Source organism: Pseudomonas sp. 18058, from assembly GCF_902706155.1.
Classification (GTDB): domain Bacteria; phylum Pseudomonadota; class Gammaproteobacteria; order Pseudomonadales; family Pseudomonadaceae; genus Aquipseudomonas; species Aquipseudomonas rustica.
In genome coordinates this window covers 1-23127 of record NZ_CACSJY010000066.1, presented here as the reverse complement: position 1 = coordinate 23127, position 23127 = coordinate 1, and the positions used below count along the sequence as shown (strand labels likewise).

The 23127-nt window shown below is 58.9% G+C and carries 19 protein-coding genes; 5 read left to right on the top strand and 14 right to left on the bottom strand.

What is annotated here, in order from left to right; genetic code table 11:
- Nucleotides 1–61: 61 nt before the first annotated feature.
- The 7 genes from sigX to ppsA form a co-directional block, all read right to left on the bottom strand.
- Complete coding sequence (gene sigX, locus GVL50_RS25070; RefSeq protein ID WP_053118714.1) at nucleotides 62–652, bottom strand: RNA polymerase sigma factor SigX; 591 nt, start codon at nucleotides 650–652, stop codon at nucleotides 62–64.
- A 90-nt stretch (nucleotides 653–742) separates the two neighbouring features.
- Nucleotides 743–1567, bottom strand: a complete 825-nt coding sequence (locus GVL50_RS25065; protein ID WP_007916401.1) for a mechanosensitive ion channel domain-containing protein — start codon at nucleotides 1565–1567, stop codon at nucleotides 743–745.
- A 2-nt stretch (nucleotides 1568–1569) separates the two neighbouring features.
- On the bottom strand, nucleotides 1570–1818 hold the full coding sequence (locus tag GVL50_RS25060) for a hypothetical protein (protein ID WP_053118712.1): 249 nt from the start codon (nucleotides 1816–1818) through the stop codon (nucleotides 1570–1572).
- Nucleotides 1819–1881: 63 nt separating this feature from the next.
- Complete coding sequence (locus GVL50_RS25055) at nucleotides 1882–2877, bottom strand: zinc transporter ZntB (protein ID WP_159815424.1); 996 nt, start codon at nucleotides 2875–2877, stop codon at nucleotides 1882–1884.
- A gap of 21 nt (nucleotides 2878–2898) precedes the next feature.
- Nucleotides 2899–3390, bottom strand: coding sequence for a ribonuclease E activity regulator RraA (gene rraA / locus GVL50_RS25050; protein ID WP_053118708.1), 492 nt, complete (start codon nucleotides 3388–3390; stop codon nucleotides 2899–2901).
- Between the two features lie 226 nt (nucleotides 3391–3616).
- On the bottom strand, nucleotides 3617–4606 hold the full coding sequence (locus tag GVL50_RS25045) for an alpha/beta fold hydrolase (RefSeq protein WP_159815423.1): 990 nt from the start codon (nucleotides 4604–4606) through the stop codon (nucleotides 3617–3619).
- A gap of 187 nt (nucleotides 4607–4793) precedes the next feature.
- Nucleotides 4794–7169, bottom strand: coding sequence for a phosphoenolpyruvate synthase (gene ppsA / locus GVL50_RS25040; protein WP_159815422.1), 2376 nt, complete (start codon nucleotides 7167–7169; stop codon nucleotides 4794–4796).
- A gap of 174 nt (nucleotides 7170–7343) precedes the next feature.
- Here ppsA and GVL50_RS25035 point away from each other — a divergent pair, with 174 nt between their 5' ends.
- Nucleotides 7344–8162, top strand: coding sequence for a pyruvate, water dikinase regulatory protein (locus GVL50_RS25035; RefSeq protein WP_053118702.1), 819 nt, complete (start codon nucleotides 7344–7346; stop codon nucleotides 8160–8162).
- A 95-nt stretch (nucleotides 8163–8257) separates the two neighbouring features.
- Here the strand turns inward: GVL50_RS25035 and GVL50_RS25030 are convergent, their stop codons facing one another.
- Nucleotides 8258–9667, bottom strand: coding sequence for a PLP-dependent aminotransferase family protein (locus GVL50_RS25030; RefSeq protein WP_159815421.1), 1410 nt, complete (start codon nucleotides 9665–9667; stop codon nucleotides 8258–8260).
- A 90-nt stretch (nucleotides 9668–9757) separates the two neighbouring features.
- On the opposite strand from GVL50_RS25030, the gene GVL50_RS25025 reads away from it, so the two are divergent.
- On the top strand, nucleotides 9758–10696 hold the full coding sequence (locus GVL50_RS25025) for a DMT family transporter (protein WP_159815420.1): 939 nt from the start codon (nucleotides 9758–9760) through the stop codon (nucleotides 10694–10696).
- 98 nt (nucleotides 10697–10794) lie between these two features.
- On the opposite strand, the gene prpD is transcribed toward GVL50_RS25025, so the two are convergent.
- The 6 genes from prpD to GVL50_RS24995 all read right to left on the bottom strand — a co-directional run bounded on the left by prpD (nucleotide 10795) and on the right by GVL50_RS24995 (nucleotide 19546).
- Nucleotides 10795–12279 carry a 2-methylcitrate dehydratase gene (gene prpD / locus GVL50_RS25020; protein ID WP_159815419.1) on the bottom strand — a complete coding sequence of 495 codons (1485 nt, stop codon included), beginning with the start codon at nucleotides 12277–12279 and terminating at the stop codon, nucleotides 10795–10797.
- Nucleotides 12280–12637: 358 nt separating this feature from the next.
- Nucleotides 12638–13828 carry a 2-methylaconitate cis-trans isomerase PrpF gene (gene prpF / locus GVL50_RS25015; protein ID WP_159815418.1) on the bottom strand — a complete coding sequence of 397 codons (1191 nt, stop codon included), beginning with the start codon at nucleotides 13826–13828 and terminating at the stop codon, nucleotides 12638–12640.
- Nucleotides 13829–13882: 54 nt separating this feature from the next.
- The gene (gene acnD / locus GVL50_RS25010; RefSeq protein WP_053116869.1) at nucleotides 13883–16477 is read right to left on the bottom strand and encodes a Fe/S-dependent 2-methylisocitrate dehydratase AcnD; all 2595 of its coding nucleotides are present in this window, start codon (nucleotides 16475–16477) and stop codon (nucleotides 13883–13885) included.
- Nucleotides 16478–16658: 181 nt separating this feature from the next.
- Nucleotides 16659–17786, bottom strand: coding sequence for a 2-methylcitrate synthase (gene prpC, locus GVL50_RS25005; protein ID WP_159815417.1), 1128 nt, complete (start codon nucleotides 17784–17786; stop codon nucleotides 16659–16661).
- A gap of 150 nt (nucleotides 17787–17936) precedes the next feature.
- Entirely contained in the window at nucleotides 17937–18827 is an 891-nt protein-coding gene (prpB, locus tag GVL50_RS25000; RefSeq protein ID WP_007916432.1) for a methylisocitrate lyase, read from the bottom strand.
- Entirely contained in the window at nucleotides 18824–19546 is a 723-nt protein-coding gene (locus tag GVL50_RS24995) for a GntR family transcriptional regulator (protein WP_172680069.1), read from the bottom strand. Before GVL50_RS24995 ends, prpB begins: the two co-directional genes overlap by 4 nt.
- A gap of 347 nt (nucleotides 19547–19893) precedes the next feature.
- Between GVL50_RS24995 and GVL50_RS24990 the strand changes: the two genes are divergently transcribed.
- Genes GVL50_RS24990 through GVL50_RS24980 form a run of 3 tightly spaced genes read left to right on the top strand, consistent with a single transcriptional unit; the run spans nucleotide 19894 to nucleotide 22957 of the window.
- The gene (locus GVL50_RS24990; RefSeq protein WP_159815416.1) at nucleotides 19894–20430 is read left to right on the top strand and encodes an ATP-dependent zinc protease; all 537 of its coding nucleotides are present in this window, start codon (nucleotides 19894–19896) and stop codon (nucleotides 20428–20430) included.
- Between the two features lie 5 nt (nucleotides 20431–20435).
- Nucleotides 20436–21971 carry an inactive transglutaminase family protein gene (locus GVL50_RS24985; RefSeq protein WP_159815415.1) on the top strand — a complete coding sequence of 512 codons (1536 nt, stop codon included), beginning with the start codon at nucleotides 20436–20438 and terminating at the stop codon, nucleotides 21969–21971.
- Nucleotides 21971–22957 (top strand): alpha-L-glutamate ligase-like protein, encoded by a 987-nt coding sequence (locus tag GVL50_RS24980; protein ID WP_053116864.1) that lies wholly within the window; start codon nucleotides 21971–21973, stop codon nucleotides 22955–22957. The genes GVL50_RS24985 and GVL50_RS24980 overlap by 1 nt, the downstream gene beginning before the upstream one ends.
- Nucleotides 22958–23127: the final 170 nt, after the last annotated feature.

Genomic DNA, 23127 nt, shown 5'->3' with positions numbered 1-23127 from the left:
GGGACAACTCGGCGGCAAGTCTATCAGAACTTGCCTACACGTAAGAGATATTTGCGCTGAACTAAGTTTCAGCAATGCCTGCAAATTTCTCACGCAATTTATCTAGAGCACGTTTGTAACGCATTTTTGTCGCACTCAAACCCATGTGCATTATGTCTGCGATCTCCTGAAATTCCAGTTCTGCGACAAATCGTAGCACCAGAATTTCACGGTCAATCGGGTTCACATACACCAGCCAGCGATCGAGTCCGCCCTTCTCCTCGGGTTTCGGCATCTTTTCTTCAGACGCTTCTTCCAGGGGGTCAAGACTCAAAGCATCCATCAAGCGACGCTTTCGCCGTTCCTTCCGATACTGCGTGATGCATTCGTTGTAAGTGATGCTGTATAGCCATGTCTTGAACTTCGATTTCCCCTCGAAGTTCTTCAGGCCATACAGCACCTTCAGCATCACTTCCTGACAGACATCGTCTGCGTCGCGATCGTTCCCAAGATATCTCGCACAGACGTTAAATAATGTTCGCTGGTAACGCCGCATCAGTTCTTCATAAGCGCGCGTCACGTGAAAAAGCTCGGTGTGCGAGCGCGCGACCAACTCCTCATCAGAGAGCTCGCGGGGGTCGTAGCGCGTGGATAGCGTTTGGGCTTTATTCAAAACAAGTCGTGCCGACAGTCAGGTCAATGTCCGCCGCAGCCAGCATCAGCTGGCATTTAGCGGCGGCATACATTAGCAGGGTTTGCCGGATTAGCGGCTACTCACATGCTGTTCCAGCAGGATCCGATTGGAAAGAGAGACTAGCTCACCCTCATCGGTCAGCAATGTGGTTTTAACCGTGCCGATCTCTTCGATCTGCCCTTCGACCTCGCCAACACGCACTTGTTGCCCAACCTGATACAACTCACGCACATAGATTCCCGCAAGAATCTGACCGGCAATTTCCCGGCTTCCCAAACCCATGGCCAGCGCAACCGCCAGACCAACGGTAATCAACACAATGACAATCACATGGTTCAGCAGGTCGGTCTTGACCTCAAGCTGACTGATCGCCACCGAGATGCTGATAATGATCACCAGCCCCTGCGCAATCCGCCCCAGCCCCGAAGCGTAGTCGAGGCCTACGCCTTCTGCCGCCCCGCGCACCAGGCCATTGGCCAATTGTGCGAGCAAAACACCGACCAGCAACACCAACGCGGCGCCGAAGACCTTCGGCAAATACAGCGCCAGCATGTCCAGCGTAGCTGAAACTCGCTCAAGTCCAAGGGATTCTGCTGCAGAAACCAAAAATATCAGCAGAACGAACCAGTAAACGATTTTTCCGATCAGGGTCGAGATCGGCACTTGCAGGCCGGCACGCGACATCAACTTGGTCAGACCGGTGCCGCCCATCAGGCGATCGAGGCCGAGTTTGGCCAGCAGTTTGGACAACAAGGTGTCGAGCAGTTTGGCCACGACGAAACCCAACAGCAGCACAACCAGTGCGCCGAACAGGTTCGGAATGAAGTTAGCGACTTTGGTCCACAACGCAGTCATTGCAGTGACGAGGCTCTGAGTCCAGAGGTCAAGTTCCATATTCAATCAGCCTTATCAGCAGTGCGAGCGGTAGGTTTACGAAGACGGGAAACCGGCGAGACATGCGCCGATCCATTATTCAGGGCGATCATCAGCGCGGGCAGCCAGCGGCCCAGCAGGCTGAAAAGATCACCGGCACCGACCTGGCGGTTGGCGGTTTTGAGTACGCGGCCCAAGCACGCATCGTCGTCACGACCGGACGGTGAGGCGTTGAGCATGTCGCGCAAAGACTGTTCAAACGGATCGTGCATACGCACCTCTCGTGATGTCTGTGAAAGACGCGGGCAGATTTGGTCGGGTCACATGTTGCATGGTCACACCCAGCGCAATCGACGGAACAACCACCACTGACCGAAGGCCAGGGCGAGCACCGTCAAACAGGCAATCAGGAAGCCATATGGGCTGTTGGAGAACGGAATTCCGCCGACATTGATACCCAGCAGACCGGTGATAAAACTCATCGGCAAAAAGATGCAGGTGATGATGCCGAAGCGGTACATCGTGCGATTCATGCGCTCGCTCAAACGCCGGTCTTCAGCCTCCAGCACCAGCCCCACGCGCTCCCGGGTCAATTCGAGCTCTTCGAGATAACGCGTCAGGCTGTTGTTCAATTCGTTCCAGTAGTCGGCATCATCTTCGACAAACCACGGCAATTTTATCCGCGTGAGCTGTCCGAAAATATCCCGCTGCGGTGCAAGAAAACGCTTCAGTCCGGCAGCCCTGCGCCGGATGTGCAAAATCGCTCCGTGCTCGGGGGCATACCGTTCGTCGGCATCCATCTTTTCTTCTTCCTCATCGGCGATTTCCGAGAGGCAAGTGACCAGATCCTGCACCTTGTTGGTGAGGAATTGCGCCAGATAAAGGATGAGTTCAGAAGCGGTTTTCGGGCCTTTGCCGTCCGCCAATTGCGCCAGCAACTCATCCGTGGCACGCAGTGGACGCAAACGCAGAGAAATGACGCGCTGAGCTGAGGCAAAAATCCGCACCGAAACCATGTCTTCCGGCTCGGCACCCGGATTGAGGTTGACCCCGCGCAAGAACAGCAACAGTTCGGAATCCGGCAGTGGCAACAAACGCGGCCGGGTGTTTTCTTCCAGCAGCAGGTCGCAGGTGAATTCGTTGAGACCGCTGGATTTGCGCAACCAGGTCTGGGTTTGCGGATGGCTGCGATCCCAATGCAGCCACAGACTTTCATGCGCCTGCAGCTGCAAATCGTCGAGCTCAGTCCGGGCTATCGAACGCGCGCCGCCTTTACCGTCCAGCACGAGGGCATGCACCAGCCCCCATTGCGCGTTTTCTTCCTCGAACATCCGCATCCCTTTGTCGAAGCCTTATTCAGGCATTTGCAGCGGGCTCGGCGAGATGATCACGCCGTTGTTGTCCGCATAAATGTAGTGGCCCGGGTGGAACGTCACACCGGCGAAAGTCACCGGGACGTTGAGGTCGCCGAGGCCACGTTTTTCGGTTTTCATCGGGTGGCTGGCCAGCGCCTGCACGCCCAGATCGGTCTGCGCAATGACGTCGACGTCACGGATGCAACCGTAGATCACCAGCCCTTCCCAACCATTCTTCGCGGCTTTCTCGGCAATCATGTCACCGAGCAATGCACGGCGCAGCGAACCGCCGCCATCCACGACCAACACTTTACCGTTGCCCTTGAGTTCGGCTTGTTCCTTGACCAGCGAGTTGTCTTCGAAGCATTTGATGGTCACGATTTCGCCGCCGAACGAATCACGGCCACCGAAATTGCTGAACATCGGTTCCAGCACCTGCACCAGCTCCGGATAGGCGTCGCACAGGTCAGGCGTAAGGTAATGGTTCATCGAAAAACTCCTGTAAAAAGGAAGACGATCAAGGATGACGCACGCTATAGAGACGAGTTCCGGCGGCCGCTGTTTACCTTAGTCCATGCCATGGTCGCTGACTGAACCTGAACATACGCTGAAACGTAATAGCTAAACAGCCGCTAAAAATGACCAGAACCGCACAATGCGTCATATCTTAGCCGCAAGCCGATCCGAACGAAATGCCCTTTTCAGAGCCTCTGATTCAGACTGCAGCGGCCAGATCCGCCTTCTCGCCGAGCAACGGCGTCTGTTGATCCTTCAACCAACGCGCCACCAGCGGCCACACTTCAGCTTGCGCGGCTTTGCTCACCAACATTTCGACATGGCCGAAATTGTCGTTGAAACCCTGCTCGTGACCGAGATTGATGAATTGCTTGTGCTCGGAGCCGAGCTGCTCGAACAGCTTGCGACACGCCCACGCCGGATCCTGATGATCACCAGCGGCTGTCACCGCGAGCACCGGCACCTGAACCTCGGCCAAGCCTGCCCACCAATCCTTGTCCTTGTCGCCAAAGCGGCCGAACAAGCCGTACCAGCGCATGCTCTCGATGGCCAGACCGATCGGCTCGTCTTCCGGGCCGCGCTTGAGGCGTGAGCCGGACAACTGCGCGAAACGCTTGAGAATAAAGCGCCCGCTCCATTCCACCGGCGGGATTTTCAGCGGCCAATACGTGCGACTGACCTGCGTGCCGAAAAACGCCGCAGAGGCAACTGCCGGCTCGCCGAGGTATTCCCCCCCGAGCGCCGCCGCCAAAGTGATACCACCCAGCGAATGGCCGATCCAGTGCGGAATCTGACCGCTCTGCTCACGCACGAACGCGGCAATCGCCGGCAGATCGTATTTGGCATAGTCGGAAACGCGATTGCGTCGGTATTCCTCATTGCGCTGCGACAGGCCGTGGCCGCGCATCTCTGGAATCCACACATCGAAACCCAGCCGCGTCAGATACGCGCCGAGTCCCAGGCCCTTCGGTGAAAACCAGAAGCGCCGATTGGAAAAGCTGCCGTGCAACAGAATCACCGGCACGCCACGGGGCGCCGTGTCGTCGGCCATGCCCAAACGGGTGACGGCGATCTCCACGGACCAGTCCGGGCTGTTGCCGGGTTTCAAACGATAAACGTCTTCGCTCAGATCGCCGCGCCGCTCGGCGCTGATCAGGGCGACAGGAAATAGGTTGCTGCTGCTTTGCATAATGCTCTTGCACAAAAAAGGGCGGCATCTACAGGAGCCCGCCCTACTTCAATCTCAAAGCCCTGCCCTTTGTAGGAGTGAGCCTGCTCGCGAAAGCGGTGTATCCGTCGACATCGTTGTTGAATGTCAGTCCGTCTTCGCGAGCAAGCTCTGCTCCTACAAGGGGAGCGGGCCGCTTACATTCTCATTAAGCCTGCGCTTGGCCTTCGGCCAGGAAGAACCAGGTTTCCAGCACGGAGTCCGGGTTCAGCGACACGCTTTCGATGCCCTGCTCCATCAGCCATTTGGCCAGATCCGGGTGGTCGGACGGGCCCTGACCGCAGATACCGATGTACTTGCCGGCCTTGTTGCACGCGGCAATCGCATTGGCCAGCAGCTTCTTCACCGCAGGATTACGCTCGTCGAACAGGTGCGCGATGATGCCCGAGTCGCGATCCAGACCCAGCGTCAGCTGAGTGAGGTCGTTGGAGCCGATCGAGAAGCCGTCGAAGAATTCGAGGAATTCTTCAGCGAGGATCGCGTTGGATGGCAGTTCGCACATCATGATGATACGCAGACCGTTTTCACCGCGCTTCAAGCCGTTTTCAGCCAGCAGATCGACGACCTGGCTCGCTTCACCGAGGGTACGGACGAACGGCACCATGATTTCGACGTTGGTCAGGCCCATCTCGTTGCGCACACGTTTCAGCGCACGGCATTCGAGTTCGAAGCAATCGCGGAACGATTCGCTGATGTAACGCGACGCGCCACGGAAGCCCAGCATCGGGTTTTCTTCTTCCGGCTCGTAGAGCTTGCCGCCGATCAGGTTGGCGTATTCGTTGGACTTGAAGTCCGACAGGCGCACGATGACTTTTTTCGGCGTGAACGCTGCAGCGAGGGTGCTGATGCCTTCGACCAGTTTGTCGACGTAGAAGCCAACCGGATCGTCGTAACCGGCGATGCGCTTGTCGACGCTGTCTTTGATTTCCTGCGGCAGACCGTCGTAGTTCAACAGCGCTTTCGGGTGCACACCGATCATGCGGTTGATGATGAACTCCAGACGGGCCAGGCCCACACCGGCGTTCGGCAGCTGCGCGAAGTCGAAGGCGCGATCCGGGTTGCCGACGTTCATCATGATTTTGAACGGCAGCTCCGGCATGGCATCCACGGAGTTTTTCTTGATGTCGAAGCCCAGTTCGCCTTCGAAGATGTAACCGGTGTCGCCTTCGGCGCACGAAACGGTCACGCCCTGGCCATCCTTCAGCAGTTGGGTGGCGTTGCCGCAACCAACCACTGCCGGAATGCCCAGCTCACGGGCGATGATCGCCGCGTGGCAAGTACGGCCGCCACGGTTGGTGACGATGGCGCTGGCGCGCTTCATTACCGGTTCCCAGTCCGGGTCGGTCATGTCGGAAACCAGCACGTCGCCCGGCTGGACTTTATCCATTTCGGAAACGTCTTTGATGATGCGCACTTTACCGGCGCCGATGCGCTGGCCGATGGCGCGACCTTCCACCAGCACGGTGCCGGTTTCTTTCAACAGGTAACGTTCCATGACGTTGGCCTGGGTGCGGCTTTTCACGGTTTCCGGACGGGCCTGCACGATGTACAGCTTGCCGTCGTCACCGTCCTTGGCCCACTCGATGTCCATCGGGCACTGGTAGTGCTTTTCGATGATCATCGCTTGCTTGGCCAGTTCGCTGACTTCAGCGTCGGACAGGCAGAAACGCGCGCGGTCAGCCTTGTCGACGTCGATGGTCTTGACCGAACGACCGGCCTTGGCCTCGTCGCCGTAGATCATCTTGATCGCTTTGCTGCCCAGGTTGCGACGCAGGATCGCCGGACGACCGGCTTCCAGCGTGCCCTTGTGGACATAGAATTCATCCGGGTTCACCGCGCCTTGTACGACGGTTTCACCCAGGCCGTAGGCGCCGGTGATGAACACGACGTCACGGAAACCGGATTCGGTGTCGAGGGTGAACATCACGCCGGCAGTACCGGTTTCCGAACGCACCATGCGCTGCACGCCAGCCGACAGGGCGACCAGTTTGTGGTCGAAGCCCTGGTGCACGCGGTAGGAAATCGCACGGTCGTTGAACAGCGACGCGAACACCTCTTTGGCGGCGCGGATAACGTTTTCCACACCACGGATGTTCAGGAAGGTTTCCTGCTGACCGGCGAACGAAGCGTCCGGCAAGTCTTCGGCGGTGGCGGAAGAACGCACGGCCACGGCCACATCAGGGTTGCCGGCCGACAGCGCGGCGAACGCGGTGCGGATTTCGGCATTCAGTTTTTCAGGGAATTCAGCTTCCATGATCCATTGACGGATCTGTGCGCCGGTTTTGGCCAGGGCGTTGACGTCGTCGACATCGAGCGCGTCGAGGGCCGCGTGGATCTGGTCGTTGAGGCCGCTCAGTTCGAGGAAATCACGATAGGCCTGAGCCGTCGTGGCGAAGCCGCCGGGGACCGAAACACCGGCGCCTGCCAGGTTACTGATCATCTCGCCCAGGGATGCGTTCTTGCCCCCCACATGCTCAACATCGTGTTTGCCGAGCTTATCGAGGGAAACTACGTACTCTACCAAGGTGATCTCTCCACTAACTGTGTTGGAAAAGCTCAGAAACCGGCTGCTCGGGGGAGCGTTGGCCGGTTATATGGCCTGGACCTGGAAAATAAGTGAGAATGCTGGCCACTGGCGGCCAACAAATCGCGCCTATCATATCCAGAAATGCTCATTAGCTTAAGGCCCAAGGTGCAAATGAAACGATCTGCTTTCTTTATCTCCGATGGCACCGGCATCACCGCCGAAACCCTGGGTCAAAGCCTTCTGGCGCAGTTCGAAAACATTACCTTCAGCAAATTCACGCGACCGTACATCGACAGCGTTGAAAAAGCGCGGGCCATGGTACAACAAATCAACAAAGCCGCTGACACCGACGGCTTTCGCCCGATCATCTTTGACACCATTGTCAATCAGGACATTCGTGAGATTCTCGCAACGTCCAATGGTTTCATGATCGATATTTTCTCGACCTTCCTCGCCCCGCTTGAGCAGGAACTGACCGAGCATTCTTCCTACACCGTCGGCAAGTCGCATTCGATCGGCCACAACTCCAATTACATGGAGCGTATCGAGGCGGTGAACTTCGCCCTCGACAACGACGACGGTGCGCGCACGCACTATTACGACAAAGCCGATTTGATACTAGTGGGCGTGTCGCGCTGCGGTAAGACACCGACGTGTCTGTACATGGCCATGCAGTTCGGCATCCGCGCAGCCAACTATCCGCTGACCGAAGACGACATGGAGCGCCTGACCCTGCCCGCCGCCCTGCGTGCGCACCAGCACAAGCTGTTTGGCCTGACCATCGACCCGGATCGCCTCACCGCGATCCGCAACGAGCGCAAGCCCAACAGCCGCTATTCGAGTTATGCGCAGTGCGAATTTGAAGTGCGCGAAGTGGAGAATCTGTTCCGCCGCGAAAACATTCCGCACATCAATTCGACGCATTTTTCGGTGGAAGAGATTTCGGCGAAGATTCTGGTGGAGAAAGGCGTGGAGCGGCGGTTCAAGTAGTTGTGTGCTGCCTGAGCTGACGCCTTCGCGAGCAAGCCCGCTCCCACACTGGAATGCATTCCAAATGTGGGAGCGGGCTTGCTCGCGAAGAACGATTACACGGTCTCGGTTAATGCTTGCGCCAGAGCCTCAAACCCGCTGAGCAACAACCGATCATCCCCCACCGAATTACACACACTCACCCGAATACACTGCGGCACCGCCGCATGCCCGACCGCAAACGCCTCTGCGGTTGCCACCAGATAATTATTCTCCTTCAACTCCGCCGCAATCTGCGACGCCCGCCAGCCTTCCGGCACCTCGACCCAAAAATGCGGACTGTGGCTGTGCGTCTTGTAATTCAAGCCCTCCAGCGCCCCGACCACCAACGCCTTACGCCGGCCAATCTCGTCAATCTGCTCATCCAGCAAGCGCTCGGCCAAGCCGTTTTCGATCCACAGACTCGCCACCTCCATCGCCAGTGGATTGGCCATCCAGCATGTACCGCGAATGGCTGAACTCAAACGGCCGATCAACGCTTGCGGCGCATGCAGATAACCCACGCGCAATCCCGCCGAAACAGCCTTGCTCAAACTGCCGATCAACACCGAACGCTCCGGCGCGAAATAACTCAGCGGCAAAGGCCGCTGACGATCCAGCACGGCGTGGGCTTCGTCTTCGAGAATCAGCAGATTGTGCTGACGGCAGACCTCGGCAATCGCCTCGCGCCGTGGGACGGACATCACCGCCGCCGTAGGATTCTGGATGGTCGGCGTGCAATACAGCGCCGAAACGCGATGCTGACGGCAGATTTCCTCCAGCGCTGACGGTAAAAGCCCTTCGTCATCCATCGCCGCGCCGATCAGTTTTATCCCGAGCTGACGAGCGACACTGAGCAATCCGGGGTAGGACAAATGCTCGGTCACCACCGTGTCGCCGGCCTTGAGCAAACCCATCAACGCACACAACAAACCGTGCTGGCCGCCGTTGACGCACAACACCTGATCGGCGTGCGGCACAAACGCGTCGTGCTGCAACCACACCGCCCCGGCCTGCCGATGCCGCGCCATGCCGCCTTCTGCGCTGTATCCAGTCAATTGCTGCAACACTCGCGGATCATTGGCCAATGCTTGCAGACTCTGGCTCATAAACGCCGCTTCCTGCCCCGGAATCGGCTGATTGCGGCTCATGTCGAAACAGGCGGGCGGCTCATCGCTGACATTGCGAAAGCCTTTGTCCTGCGGCCGTTCCATCCCTCTCTGACGCACGTAAGTGCCATCGCCTACACGGGCGACGACCAATCCCACACGCTCCAGCTCACCGTAGGCGCGGCTGATCGTACCGATGGTGACGCCGAGGCTATCAGCCAACAATCGGTGCGGCGGTAATTTGCAGCCAGCGTCGATCACGCCTTCAGCGATAGCTTTTTCCACTGCATCGGCGAGGCGCTGGTACTTCATGCCGACGCCGTGAGTGAGGCCATCACGGAGGATTGACACCATGGCAATACTTACTTTGACAGTCATTCGCGCCCCGAATAGCGTGCTGAAAACAGGTTCAATCAGGGATAGACCTTTTCTGTGACCAGGTCAATTCCGCCGCTCGGAGCACACAGTATGTCGACCGCCGTCAGCACACCGATAAGCATCAGCAAACCCTGGCTTGCCGGGTTGATCACCAGCACGTTGTTTCTGATCGTCTGCCTGAGTTGGGGCACGACGTGGCTGGGGATCAAGATTGCTGTAGAAAGTGTGCCGCCACTGACCGCGGCCGGGCTGCGCTTTCTCATCGCATTTCCACTGTTTTTGAGTTTCGCGTTGTTGCGTAAAGAACCGCTGCTGTTCCCTCGGCAGAGCCGCGGTTTTTTTGTGTTCGTCACGCTGTCGTATTTCAGCCTGCCCTACTACCTGCTGAATTACGGCGAAATGCACGTGTCGTCGGGCCTGACGGCGTTGCTGTTCAGTTGCATGCCGGTGTTTATCCTGCTGTTTTCCGCGCTGTTTCTGCGCGAGAAAATCTACCCGTCGCAGATGCTCGGCATTGCCATCGGTTTTGGCAGTCTTTTCATGATTATTCGCAGTCAGGGTTTGCATCTGGATCAGGCGGAATGGCTGGGGGTGCTGGCGATTCTCTGCGCCGCCGTGATGCATGCGCTGTGCTACGTGGTGACGAAAAAACACGGCAGCGCGATCAGCGTGATCACCTACAACACGCTGCCGATCGGCATTGCCGGGGCGATGTTATTTATTGTCGGATTGAGCGTCGAAACACCGGTGTTCGAGAACATCACGGCACGCTCGTGGGGCGCGCTGTTCTACCTCGGGCTGGTGGCCTCGGTGGGCGGGTTTATCGTTTATTTTCTGCTGCTGAAACGCCTGAGCCCGATCATCCTGTCGTTCGTGTTTATCATTTTCCCGGTGTTCGCCGTGATCATCGGCGCCTGGTACGAGGGGCAAACCCTGTCCCGGGAGCTGATGATCTATTCGGCGATTTTGTTGAGCGGTTTTGCCATCACCAAATTGCCCATCGAAAAATGGCGAAAATCGTCCGTGTAGGAGCTGCCGCAGGCTGCGATCTTTTGATCTTGTTTTTAAACATCAACGTCAAAAGATCGCAGCCTGCGGCAGCTCCTACAGGGAGCGTGTTTGTACCTTCAGATCACGAACAGGTCGACGAAGCGGTTTACCGGGGTGGACTCGAGTCGGGTTTGATCCTTGCACAGCGCGAAGATCTCGCCGCTGCGCTGACCGGTAAAACGCGTCGCCAGATTGGCTTTGAACTTGTCTTCGAGCAACGGAATGCCCTCGGCGCGGCGGCGACGATGGCCGATCGGGTATTCCACGACGACGTTTTCGCTGCTGCTGCCATCCTTGAAAAACACCTGCACGGCGTTGGCAATCGAGCGCTTGTCAGGCTCCAGGTATTCGCGGGTGAAACGCGGCTCTTCGACGATGACCATTTTCTCGCGCAGCACATCGATGATCGGGTGCGCCTTGTGGAAATCGTCTTCGTATTGCTCGGCGACCAGATTGCCGAAGGCCAGCGGCACGGCGGTCATGTACTGGATGCAGTGGTCACGGTCAGCGGCATTGGCCAGCGGCCCGACTTTGGAAATGATGCGGATCGCCGATTCGTGAGTGGTGATGACGATGCGGTCGATTTCGTGCAGACGATTGCGCACTTGCGGGTGCAAGGTCACCGCCGCTTCGCAGGCCGTTTGCGCATGAAATTCGGCGGGGAAGCTGATCTTGAACAGGACGTTTTCCATCACGTAACTGCCGAACGCGCGCGAGAAACTGAAAGCGCGTTTTTCTTCCGGTTTCAGCGCCAGATCGTTGTTGCTGTGGCTGAACAGCACCTCATAAAAGCCCCACTGTTTTGACGTCAGCACCCCGGGAATGCCCATCTCGCCGCGCATGGCGATGTCGGCCAGGCGCACGCCACGACTCGACGCATCCCCCGCCGCCCAGGATTTTCGCGAGCCGGCGCTTGGCGCATGACGATAAGTGCGCAGCGCTTGGCCGTCGGCGAAAGCGTGGGACAACGCCGACAACAGTTGTTCGCGATTGGCGCCCATCAGTTTGGCGGTGACGGCGGTGGAGGCGACTTTCACCAGAATGACGTGATCAAGTCCTACGCGGTTGAAGGAGTTTTCCAGGGCGATCACGCCTTGAATCTCGTGAGCCATGATCATCGCTTCGAGCACATCGCGGATCGTCAGCGGCGCTTCAGCATTGGCCACGCGTTTTTGCGAGAGATGATCGGCCACCGCGAGAATCGCGCCGAGGTTGTCGGATGGATGGCCCCACTCGGCGGCGAGCCAGGTGTCGTTGTAGTCGAGCCAGCGAACGATGCAACCGATGTCCCACGCGGCTTTGACCGGGTCGAGACGATAGGAAGTGCCGGGGACGCGTGCGCCAAACGGCACAACGGTGCCTTCGACGATCGGGCCGAGGTGTTTGGTGCATTCGGGAAAACGCAGTGCGAGCAGGCCGCAGCCTAACGTGTCCATCAGGCAATTGCGGGCGGTGTCGAGGGCTTCGGCGGATTCGGTTTTGAAGGTGAGGACGTAGTCGGCGATGTCCTGCAGGACACGGTCGTAGTCGGGGCGGTTGTTCAGGTCGACGTTGGCGCTCATTGCGGTTCTCCTGTGCGGGAATGATGAGTGGTGCGGTCTTCCTCAGGGCTTGGCTGGGTTGGTTGATTGCAGGTCTGGGATGCCTGCTTGATTTGCGTTTCTTCTGTGGGTGGCCCCTCACCCTAGCCCTCTCCCGAGGGAGAGGGAACTGATTGGGGGATGCTGTAGAGCTTCACCGACTTGAACGATCTGCGCTGAATCCATAATCGATCAGGCCAATGCACATCCTCAGACACATCGGTCAGCCGTGAGAATCCATAATCGACTCGATCTTTCAGGTCGGCGTACAACTTCAGACACCTCGGTCGGCCCCCTCTCCTTCCGGGAGAGGGCTGGGGTGAGGGAAAAGGTTCGCTAGTCAGAAAGAATTTCCGGGGATGCGGACGTAGCCTTCCATCAGCACCCGAGCACTGCGGCTCATGATGGCTTTTTTGACGATCCACTCGCCGTTTTCCAGACTGGCTTCAGCACCAACCCGCAACGTCCCGGACGGATGCCCGAAGCGCACGGCATTGCGTTCAACGCCGCCCGCCGCAAGGTTCACCAAGGTGCCGGAAATAGCCGCCGCCGTACCAATCGCCACCGCCGCCGTGCCCATCATCGCGTGGTGCAACTTGCCCATCGACAACGCGCGCACCAGCAAATCGACATCACCAGCGCCAATCGCCTTACCACTGGACGCCACGTAATCCGCAGGCTTGGCGACAAACGCGACTTTCGGCGTGTGTTGCCGTTTCGCCGCTTCATCCAGATTGGCAATCAGGCCCATGCGCAGCGCGCCATAAGCACGAATCGTCTCGAACATCTGCAATGCTTTCGGATCGCTGTTGATCGCGCCTTGCAGCTCGGTGCCGGTGTAACCGATGTCTTCGGCGTTGACGAAAATCGTCGGGATGCCGGCGTTGATCATCGTCGCTTTGAACGTGCCGACACCCGGCACTTCCAGCTCATCGATCAGGTTGCCGGTGGGGAACATCGAGCCACCGCCGCCCTCTTCTTCCGCCGCCGGATCCATGAATTCGACTTGCACTTCGGCGGCCGGGAAAGTCACGCCGTCGAGTTCGAAATCACCGGTTTCCTGCACTTCGCCGTTGGTGATCGGCACGTGAGCAATAATGGTTTTGCCGATGTTGGCCTGCCACACGCGCACCACTGCAACACCGTTGTGCGGAATGCGGCTCGCGTCGACCAAGCCATTGCTGATGGCGAACGAACCGACCGCTGCCGAGAGGTTACCGCAGTTGCCGCTCCAGTCGACGAATGGCTTGTCGATGGAGACCTGGCCGAACAGGTAATCGACGTCGTGATCAGCCTTGAGGCTTTTCGACAGGATCACGGTTTTGCTGGTGCTTGAAGTGGCGCCGCCCATGCCGTCGATTTGCTTGTCGTACGGGTCGGGGCTGCCGATCACGCGCAGCAATAAAGCGTCGCGAACCGGCCCGGGAATCTGCGCTGCTTCGGGCAAATCCTTGAGGCTGAAAAACACGCCTTTGCTGGTGCCGCCGCGCATGTAGGTGGCGGGGATTTTTATTTGTGGTGAGTGAGCCATGGTGCTCCTTATCCACAGGCGTGAGACCGAGATCTCACGCCTGCATCAGTAGATTTAAACGGCAACCGCCGACTCTTCAAGGAAGTCCTGAGCGAAACGTTGCAACACGCCGCCGGCCTCGTAGATCGACACTTCTTCTGCGGTATCCAGACGGCAAGTCACCGGCACATCAACGCGCTCGCCGTTCTTGCGATGGATCACCAGCGTCAGGTCCGCGCGCGGTTTGCGCTCGCCGATCACGTCGTAGGTTTCGCTGCCGTCGATGGCCAAGGTGTGACGGTCGGTGCCTGCTTTGAACTCCAGCGGCAACACGCCCATGCCCACCAGGTTGGTGCGGTGAATGCGCTCGAAACCTTCGGCGGCAATCGCTTCGACACCGGCCAGACGCACGCCTTTCGCCGCCCAGTCGCGGGATGAACCCTGACCGTAATCGGCGCCGGCAATGATGATCAGCGGCTGCTTGCGTTCCATGTAGGTTTCGATGGCTTCCCACATGCGCATGACCTTGCCTTCCGGCTCGACCCGCGCCAGCGAACCCTGTTTGACCTTGCCGTTTTCCACGACCATTTCGTTGAACAGTTTCGGGTTGGCGAAGGTCGCGCGCTGTGCGGTCAAGTGGTCGCCACGGTGCGTGGCGTACGAGTTGAAGTCCTCTTCCGGCAAGCCCATTTTCGCCAGGTATTCGCCAGCGGCGCTGTCGAGCATGATCGCGTTCGATGGCGACAGGTGATCGGTGGTGATGTTGTCGGGCAGCACCGCCAGCGGGCGCATGCCCTTCAGCGGACGTGCGCCGGCCAGCGCGCCTTCCCAGTACGGCGGACGGCGGATGTAGGTGCTCATCTCGCGCCAGTCGTACAGCGGCGTGACTTTCGGGCCGGTGTCTTCGTGGACGGCGAACATCGGAATGTAGACCTGACGGAACTGCTCAGGCTTGACCGAAGACTTCACCACGGCGTCGATTTCTTCGTCGCTCGGCCAGATGTCTTTCAGGCGGATTTCCTTGCCGTCGACCACGCCCAACACATCTTTTTCGATGTCGAAACGGATGGTGCCGGCGATGGCGTACGCCACCACCAGCGGCGGCGAAGCGAGGAACGCTTGCTTGGCGTACGGGTGGATGCGGCCGTCGAAGTTGCGGTTGCCCGAGAGCACCGCAGTCGCATACAGATCGCGGTCGATGATCTCTTGCTGGATCACCGGATCGAGCGCGCCGGACATGCCATTGCACGTGGTGCAGGCGAAGGCGACGACGCCGAAACCGAGCTGCTCCAGTTCAGTGGTCAGCCCTGCTTCGTCGAGATACAGCGCAACGGTTTTCGAACCCGGCGCCAGCGAAGATTTCACCCACGGTTTGCGGGTCAGGCCGAGCTTGTTGGCGTTGCGCGCGATCAGGCCAGCGGCGATGACGTTGCGCGGGTTGCTGGTGTTGGTGCAACTGGTGATGGCGGCGATGATCACCGCGCCGTCAGGCATTTGCCCGGGGACTTCTTCCCACTGACCGGAGATGCCTTTGGCCGCCAGATCCGAGGTCGCGACGCGGGCGTGCGGGTTGCTCGGGCCGGCCATGTTGCGCACCACCGAAGACAGATCGAAAGTGAGACCGCGCTCGTATTGCGCGCCTTTCAGGCTGTCTGCCCACAGGCCGGTCAGCTTGGCGTATTGCTCGACGAGCTGCACTTGCTGGTCTTCACGACCGGTGAGTTTCAGGTAATCGATGGTCTGCTGATCGATGTAGAACATCGCTGCCGTGGCGCCGTATTCCGGGGCCATGTTGGAGATGGTTGCGCGGTCGCCGAGGGTCAGCGCAGCGGCGCCTTCGCCGAAGAACTCCAGCCATGCGCCAACGACCTTCTGTTTACGCAGGTATTCGGTCAGCGCCAGCACCATGTCGGTGGCGGTGATGCCCGGTTGCAGCTTGCCGGTCAGTTCAACACCGACGCTTTCCGGCAGACGCATCCACGACGCGCGACCGAGCATCACGCTCTCGGCTTCGAGACCGCCAACGCCGATGGCGATCACGCCCAAGGCATCGACGTGCGGGGTGTGGCTGTCGGTGCCGACGCAGGTGTCGGGGAACGCCACACCTTCACGCACCTGAATCACCGGCGACATTTTCTCCAGGTTTATCTGGTGCATGATGCCGTTGCCCGGCGGGATCACATCAACGTTCTTGAAAGCCTTTTTGGTCCAGTTGATGAAGTGGAAACGGTCTTCGTTGCGACGGTCTTCGATGGCGCGGTTTTTCTCGAACGCCTGGGCATCGAAACCACCGGCTTCGACAGCCAGCGAATGGTCAACGATCAGTTGCGTCGGCACAACCGGGTTGACTTGCGCCGGGTCGCCACCCTGCAACGCGATGGCGTCGCGCAGACCAGCGAGGTCGACCAGCGCGGTCTGGCCGAGAATGTCGTGGCAGACCACACGCGCCGGAAACCACGGGAAATCGAGGTCGCGTTTGCGTTCGATCAGTTGCTTGAGGGAATCGGTGAGCGTGGCCGGGTCGCAGCGACGCACGAGGTTTTCCGCCAGCACGCGGGAGGTGTACGGCAGGGTGTCGTAACTGCCGGGCTGAATCGCTTCGACCGCCGCGCGGGCGTCGAAATAATCCAGAGGGCTGCCGGGCAGGGTTTTGCGGAATTCTGTGTTCATCGGGTCAGGACTCGGGGCACGGTGGTTTCAAGAGGTGAGCAAGCCGGTTCGCCGTGCCCTTGTAGGAGCTGAGCTTGCTCGCGAAAGCGGTTTATCTGTCAGTCATGTGTTGGCTGACATGACGCCTTCGCGAGCAAGCTCGGCTCCTACAGGGGAGCGATCAGGAGTTGGCACTCACCATTCAGCGACGTTCGATTGGCACGAACTTGCGCTGTTCGACGCCGATGTACTCGGCGCTTGGGCGGATGATGCGGTTGTTGGCGCGCTGTTCGAACACGTGCGCGGCCCAGCCGGTCAGGCGCGAGCAGACGAAGATCGGCGTGAACAGCTTGGTCGGAATGCCCATGAAGTGGTACGCCGAGGCATGGTAGAAATCGGCGTTCGGGAAGAGTTTTTTCTGTTCCCACATGGTCTTGTCGATGGCCTCGGAAACCGGGAACAACACTTTGTCACCGACTTCATCAGCCAGCTGTTTCGCCCAGCCTTTGATCACTTCGTTGCGCGGGTCGCTGTCCTTATAGATCGCGTGGCCGAAACCCATGATCTTGTCTTTGCGCTCGAGCATGCCGAGGGTGCCTTTGATCGCGTCTTCAGGCGACGAGAAGCGTTCGATCATTTCCATCGCCGCTTCGTTGGCGCCGCCATGCAACGGACCGCGCAGCGAACCGATGGCTGCGGTGACGCAGGAATACAGATCGGACAGCGTCGATGCACAAACACGGGCGGTGAAGGTCGAGGCGTTGAATTCGTGCTCGGCGTAAAGGATCAGCGACACGTTCATCACTTTGACGTGCAGTTCGCTTGGCTTCTTGTCGTGCAGCAGGTGCAGGAAGTGGCCGCCGATGGTTGGCTCGCTGTTCACGCAGTTGATGCGCTTGCCGTCGTGGCTGAAGCGATACCAGTAGCACATGATCGCCGGGAATGCGGCGAGCAAACGGTCGGTCTTGTCGCGCTGCTCGGAGAAGTCCTTCTCCGGTTCGAGGTTGCCAAGGAACGAGCAGCCGGTGCGCATCACGTCCATCGGGTGGGCGTCGGCGGGGATGCGTTCGAGCACTTCCTTCAGCGCTTGCGGCAGGTCGCGCAGCTTGCTCAGCTTGCCTTGGTATTCGTCGAGTTGCGCCTGGGTTGGCAGCTCGCCGTAAAGCAGCAGGTAGGCGACTTCTTCAAATTGCGCATCGGCTGCCAGTTCGCGCACGTCGTAGCCGCGATAGGTCAGCCCGGCACCGGCCTGGCCCACGGTGGACAGTGCGGTTTGCCCGGCAACCTGGCCACGGAGCCCGGCGCCACTGAGTACTTTTGCTTCGGCCATTGTTGTCTCCATTTTTCTTGAATTTGTAGGGGAAACTTGTACTTGCACTTGTAGGAGCTGAGCTTGCTCGCGAAAGCGGTGTATCAGGCGACGCAAATATTGAATGTCCGGTCGTCTTCGCGAGCAAGCTTTGCTCCTACGTGGCGTTGATTATTTCTTCGCAGCAAACAACGCATCGAGCTTCTGCTCGAACGTGTGGTAATCAATACGATCGTAAAGCTCCATGCGAGTCTGCATGGTGTCGATGACATTCTGTTGCGTGCCGTCGCGGCGGATCGCCGTGTAGACGTTTTCCGCAGCCTTGTTCATTGCGCGGAACGCCGATAGCGGATACAGCACCAGCGACACATCGGCGCCGGCCAGTTGCTCGGTGGTGTACAGCGGCGTCGAGCCGAATTCGGTGATGTTGGCCAGGATCGGCGCTTTCACACGGTTGGCGAACAGCTTGTACATCTCCAGCTCGGTGATGGCTTCCGGGAAAATCATGTCGGCGCCAGCCTCGATGCACGCGGCGGCGCGATCCAGTGCCGATTCCAGACCTTCCACCGCCAGCGCATCGGTACGCGCCATGATCACAAAGCTGTCATCGGTGCGCGCATCGACGGCGGCTTTGATGCGGTCGACCATTTCCTGCTGGCTGACGATCTCTTTATTCGGACGGTGGCCACAGCGCTTGGCGCCCACCTGATCTTCGATATGAATCGCCGCCGCGCCGAACTTGATCATCGACTTCACCGTGCGCGCGACGTTGAACGCCGAAGAGCCGAAACCAGTGTCGACATCGACCAGCAACGGCAGATCGCAAACGTCGGTGATGCGGCGCACGTCGGTGAGCACGTCATCCAGACCGGTGATGCCCAGATCAGGCACGCCGAGCGAGCCTGCGGCCACCCCGCCACCGGACAGGTAGATCGCCTTGAAACCGGCGCGCTTGGCCAGCAGCGCGTGGTTGGCGTTGATCGCGCCGACCACTTGCAATGGATGCTCGCTGGCGACCGCATCGCGGAAACGCTGGCCTGGAGTGCTGTGCTTGGAACTCATGACTCACCTCGTTCAGTGGCTGTCTTATTGTGGGCGCCGTCCTGGTAATGACGGGCGATGTTGCGTTTCGAGGCGCCGATGTGGCGGCGCATCAACAATTCCGCGAGCTCGCCGTCACGGTCGGCGATGGCATCGAGAATCCGGTGGTGTTCGGCAAAGGCCTGGCGTGGACGGTTCGGCGTGGTAGAAAACTGGATGCGGTACATGCGCACCAGTTGATACAGCTCGCCGCAGAGCATTTGGGTCAGCGTGCGGTTGCCGCTGCCCTGAATGATCCGGTAGTGAAAGTCGAAATCGCCTTCCTGCTGGTAGTAGCCGACGCCGGCCTGAAACGCAGCGTCGCGCTCGTGGGTTTCCAGCACCCGGCGTAGTTCGTCGATTTCTTCGACGCTCATGCGTTCGGCCGCCAGACGGCAGGCCATGCCTTCGAGGGATTCGCGGATTTCGTAGAGTTCGATCAGCTCGGCATGATTGAGCGAGACCACGCGCGCGCCGACGTGCGGGACGCGCACCAACAGGCGCTGGCCTTCGAGTCGGTGAATCGCCTCACGCAATGGTCCACGGCTGATGCCGTAAGTGCGCGCCAGTTCCGGCTCGGAGATTTTGCTGCCCGGGGCGATCTCGCCTTTGACGATGGCCGCCTGAATACGCCGGAAGACGTTTTCCGAGAGCGTCTCGGAATCGTCACCGTTGATGACCGGGGGATCGAGTTGATCCAGCATGATTGTCGACACCTTTAAATCCAATGCGGCAAAAACTAGCTAATTCAGCCGAATCAGTCAAAGGATAAATGGGTATTGTCGACAATCGTCTAATAACCTTAAAAGATCGCAGCCTTCGGCAGCTCCTACAGGGATCAGTGTAGGAGCTGCCGAAGGCTGCGATCTTTGGATCTTGTATAGACCGCCCCCAGCGCTGGCGCCATAAAACCACCGTGCTAGAATGCCGCCCGCATTTGCTGGCCATTTGTACGGCTTGTCATAAAAAGCTGCCAGGCACACGCAGGCGCTTGCGCAAGTCTTGCCAGGCACCTGAACCGACCACGGAACGCTGCGCACCAGGATTTATGAGACTCAAGCCTTTTCCCACATTCTTTGCCCTGTTTTGCCTGCCCGGCCTCGCCGCCGCGGGGGAAAAAACCGTGTACGGCCTCAACGAATACGCTTCGCTTGACGGCATCAATCTCGAAGTCGCGGCCAAACTCGACACCGGCGCGAAAACCGCCTCGCTGAGCGCCCGCGACATCAAAGGCTTTAAACGCAACGGTGAGTCCTGGGTACGTTTCTACCTGGCGATCGACGCTGCGCATTCGCACGCGATCGAACGGCCACTGGCCCGCGTCAGCAAAATCAAACGCCGCGCCGGCGACTACGACCCGGAAGAAGGCAAGAAGTACACCGCCCGTCCGGTAATCGAGCTGGATATCTGCATGGGCACGGCGATGCGCAGCATCGAAGTGAACCTGACCGACCGAAGTGCGTTCCAATACCCGCTTTTGATCGGCTCCGAAGCGTTGAAACGCTTCGACGCGCTGGTCGACCCCAGTCTTAAATACGCTGCCGGCAAACCCGCCTGCACCATCGCCGCTCATACCGCCGAGTAATTTCCATGCGTTCTCTAACCTTCCACCTGAAAATCCTGATCACCATTTTGGTGTTACTGGGCGTTTCGGTTACGGCCTATCAGATTTTCGTACTCGGCATCCCGGTGACCGAAGATGCGACCGACGACTTGTGGAACATCGACGCCAAAGTCGAGTTCGTCGCCAGCACCAAGGATCCGGTAAAGATCCAGATGTTCGTACCGCCGCTGAGCCGCGATTACGTCAGCCTCAATGAGAGTTTTATTTCCAATAACTACGGCGTCGCGGTGAACCGTGTCGACGGCAACCGCAAGGTCACCTGGTCGGCACGTCGCGCCAAGGGCAACCAGACCCTTTATTACCGTCTGGTGCTGACCAAGCGTTACACCGCGGAAAAATCCAAGGTCAAAGGCCCGACCTTCCGCGACAGCATCGCCATCGAAGGCCCGGAAAAAATCGCTGCCGAGGCCCTGCTCGCACCGATCCGCCAACACTCGGCTGATGTCGAAACTTTCATCGGCGAAGCGATCAAACGCGTCAACAACCTCAACGACGACAATGTGAAATTGCTGCTGGCCGGCGATCCGTCGACTGCGCACAAAGCCAAAATCGTCGAATTGCTGCTGTCCATCGCCCACGTACCGGTGGAAAAAGTCCACACCATCCGCCTCGTCGCCGATCAACCGCAAATGCCCGAACTGTGGCTGCGCAGCTTCAACGGCAACGATTGGCTGTATTTCAACCCGGAAACCGGCGAGCAAGGCCTGCCGACCGACCGCCTGCTGTGGTGGACCGGCGATGAAAACCTGATCACCGTCGACGGCGGCAAAAAAGCCAACGTGACTTTCAGCCTGAACAACAGCGAGATGAACGCAATTCGTCTGGCCAAGCTGACCGACGAAAACACCGACGCCAACTTCCTCGAATACTCGCTGTACGGCTTGCCGCTGCAAACTCAGCAAACGTTCATGATCATGGTGATGATCCCGATCGGAGTGCTGGTGATCCTGATCCTGCGCAACCTGATCGGCCTGCAAACCCTCGGCACATTCACCCCGGTACTGATCGCCCTCGCCTTCCGCGAGACGCAACTGGGCTTCGGCATTCTGCTGTTTACCGTGATCACGGCGCTGGGCCTGTCATTACGTTCCTATCTGGAACACCTGAAGCTGCAAATGCTGCCGCGACTCTCGGTGGTGCTGACCTTTGTCGTGGTGCTGATCGCGGCGATCAGTCTGTTCAGCCATAAACTCGGCCTGGAGCGCGGCTTGTCCGTGGCGCTGTTCCCGATGGTGATTCTGACCATGACCATCGAACGCCTGTCGATCACCTGGGAAGAACGCGGCGCCAGCCATGCGATGAAAGTGGCGATCGGCACGCTGTTCGCGGCGTCCCTGGCGCACCTGATCATGACCGTGCCTGAGCTGGTGTACTTCGTGTTCACCTTCCCGGCGATCCTGCTGATTCTGGTCGGCTTCATGCTGGCGATGGGTCGTTATCGCGGCTACCGCCTGACCGAACTGGTGCGCTTCAAGGCTTTCCTGAAGAAGGCTGACGCCTGATGTTCGGTTTCTGGAAGACCTGGAAGGCGCTGGAAGCGCGCGGCATCATGGGCATCAATCGGCGTAACGCCGACTACGTGCTCAAGTACAACAAGCGCAGCCTGTACCCGATCGTCGATGACAAGATCATCACCAAGGAACGCGCGATCGAGGCCGGCATTCACGTGCCGGAGCTGTATGGCGTGATTTCCACCGAGAAGGAAATCGACAAGCTCGGCGAGATCATCGGCGGGCGCAGCGACTTCGTGATCAAACCCGCTCAGGGCGCTGGCGGTGACGGCATCATCGTCGTCGCCGACCGTTTCGAAGGCCGTTATCGCACGGTGTCGGGCAAGATCGTTGACCACGAGGAGCTTGAGCACCACATCTCGAGCATTCTCACCGGTTTGTACTCGCTGGGTGGCCACCGTGACCGTGCACTGATCGAATACCGGGTGACCCCGGATCAGATCTTCAAAAGCATCAGTTATGAAGGCGTGCCGGACATCCGCATCATTGTGCTGATGGGTTATCCGGTGATGGCGATGCTGCGTTTGCCGACCCGGCAATCCGGCGGCAAGGCCAACCTGCACCAGGGCGCGATTGGCGTCGGTGTCGATCTGGCGACGGGTCTGACGTTGCGCGGCACCTGGCTGAACAACATCATCACCAAACACCCCGACACCACCAACGCGGTGGACGGCGTGCAACTGCCCTACTGGGACGGTTTCATGAAACTCGCGGCGGGCTGTTATGAGCTGTGCGGGTTGGGCTATATCGGTGTTGATATGGTGCTGGATCAGGAGAAAGGCCCGCTGATTCTCGAGCTGAATGCGCGGCCGGGGTTGAATATTCAGATCGCTAACGACTGTGGGCTGACGTTGCGTACGCACGCGGTTGAGGCACGGCTGGAAGAGCTGAAGGCGCGTGGGGTGGTGGAGACGGCTGAAGAGCGGGTGGCGTTTACTCAGGAAATGTTTGGGCATATTCCCGCCGTCGAAGGCTGATCTCCCCCGATGATCGTTCCCACGCTCTGCGTGGGAATGCATCCCGTGACGCTCCGCGTCACAGTGGACGCAGAGCGTCCATGGCGGCGTTACCACGCAGAGCGTGGGAACGATCGGTCTGTAGTGGGTTAGAGGATGTTGGAGTAATCCGCTTCGATCCGGTCCAGGCT